This window comes from Formosa algae (assembly GCF_001439665.1).
Classification (GTDB): Bacteria; Bacteroidota; Bacteroidia; order Flavobacteriales; family Flavobacteriaceae; genus Formosa; species Formosa algae.
The window spans coordinates 1-2,317 of the sequence record NZ_LMAK01000054.1; the positions used below are offsets into that span (position 1 = coordinate 1).

Below are 2,317 nucleotides of genomic sequence, written 5' to 3' on the forward strand. Positions count from 1 at the left end.
TTAGCATAATTTTGTTTTTTATAATGTTTTAATTGATTTTCCTAAAATGCGATCTAACACCCAGCTCGTGTGCATGGCTGTTAAACCTGTTGATGGGTGTAAAATGGCTTTACTTAAGTGTTTTTGAATATTTTGCACATGATAGAACTGAATATTTTCGGGGTTAGGGATTAAAAGACTTTCCTTAGAAGAGTTTGTTTCAAGAACTACTGGGTCTTCATTAAAAACGGAAAAACTAATCTTGCCTTTACTTCCATAAATATGAACAAAATCTTCTCTTTTTTCAGATCCAAAATTCCAGCTTCCAGTACCCGTTACTCCGGATTTATGAATCCAATTTCCTGAAACAGAATCCATTGCTGTGTACAAACCTTGTTGATTAACAGCAATACCATTGGCTTCCTGGATATCTCCCAACAAATGGATAAAAAGATCTATACCATGCGAAGCTAAATCATCAAAATAACCTCCGTAGGCGATCTTAGAATCTGTTCTCCAGTTATAATTTCCAGACAAATCTAACGGATTAGTTGGTTTACAAAAATGCCAATTTACATGTCTTATTGCTCCTATACTATTTTCGTCTAACCATGTTTTTACTTGTTTAAATCTTGGCAACGATCGTCTGTAATACGCTACATATAATGGAATATTTTTATGTCGAAAAGCATTCGTTATTTTAACGCATTCATTAAAACTTGGTGCCATAGGCTTTTCAATACAACAAATTTTACCCGCTTCGGCTACTTTCAAAGCATATTCTGTATGGTAATTAGGAGGAGTTGCAATATAAATAGCATCAATTTCTGGATCATTTATTAGGGCATCTTCGTCTGTATAAAATTTAGGTACGCCATGTCTTTTAGCAAAATCTTCTACCTTTAGACGATCTCGGCGCATAACAGCATAAAGTTCAAATCCATCAACTTTCTGATAGGCAGGACCACTTTTAACCTCGGTAACACTCCCACATCCTATTATTCCCCATTTATATAATTTTTCCATATTCTTTTATTTTCGTTAAAAAATTTTAAAAGGGTTATCTTTTCCAACTTTTATATTTATGTCCCCATATTGCAAAAAACAAGATAAAGGCATAACATGGAATTAAAATCCAATAACTACTCGTTGCTGCTTGTGCCATTGCATCAGATTCGTTTAAACCTTCTGAAATTAAAGACACCTTATTCATATCTACTAATTTTCCATATAAAGGTGGAATAATAGCTCCTCCGGAGATGGCCATAACTAATAATGCAGATGCCGTTTTGGTAAATTTTCCTAAACCATCCAAAGTTAAAGGCCAAACTGCTGGCCAAACCAACGCATTAGATATTCCTAAAGCTGCCACGAAAAGCACAGATGTAATTCCTGTAGTCGCAATAATGCAGCAACTAAAAATAATACCTAAGGTGGCACTTATTATTAAAGCTTTTTTCTGCTTTAAATATTTTGGAATTAAAACCACACCTAAAGCATAAGTTAATACCATGGCTAATAAAGTAAAAGTGGTAAAGAATTTTGCTTCTTCAGAAGAAAAACCAAGGGACATACCATAAGAAATAATAGTATCTCCAGCGATAACTTCTGCGCCCACATAAAAGAATAAAGTGATGACACCCAACCATAAATGTGGAAACTGAAACACACTTGTTTTGGCCGATTTGGTAAGATCTGTTTCTGCTTCAGCTGGCTCTTCTAAATTAGGAAGTGGCGCTTTACGTATTAAAAAACCCAATACAAATAACACCAAAGCCATTACGATGTATGGCGTAACCACACTATCAGCCATCGTGTTTAATAATTGATCTTTTTCGGCTATAGAAACTGTTTCCAATTGCGCTTTAACACCATCTATTCCTGATAATAGAATGGCTCCAAAAATTAAAGAACCTAAAGCTCCGGCTACTTTGTTTGCAATACCCATAATGGCAATACGTTTTGCAGCACTTTCTATTGGCCCAAGAATGGTGATATAAGGATTAGATGCCGTTTGTAAAAGCGTCATACCAAGACCTTGAATAAAAATACCTGTTAAAAATACCCAATAGGTTCTCGCTTCTGCTGCGGGTATAAAAATAAGCGCACCAAAGGCCATAACAAATAAGCCAAGAGACATTCCTTTTTTATAACCTACTTTGTTTATAATATAGGATGCTGGAAGCGCCATAACAACAAAAGAAATATAAGATGCTGAAGCTACTAAATACGATTGCGCATCTGTAAGTTCATTAATCGTTTTCATAAATGGAATAAGCGCTCCATTTATCCAAGTGACAAAGCCAAAAATAAAAAACAGACCTGCAATTATGGCTAT

Annotated in this window: 2 protein-coding genes; both read right to left on the minus strand. The window is 34.9% G+C overall.

Translation table 11 applies throughout. The features are described from left to right. Positions 1–18: 18 nt before the first annotated feature. Entirely contained in the window at positions 19–1,005 is a 987-nt protein-coding gene (locus AST99_RS12530) for a Gfo/Idh/MocA family protein (protein WP_057782182.1), read from the minus strand. Between the two features lie 34 nt (positions 1,006–1,039). Then, on the minus strand, positions 1,040–2,317 hold a 1,278-nt coding region (locus AST99_RS12535; RefSeq protein ID WP_420865359.1), incomplete at its 5' end, for a sugar MFS transporter.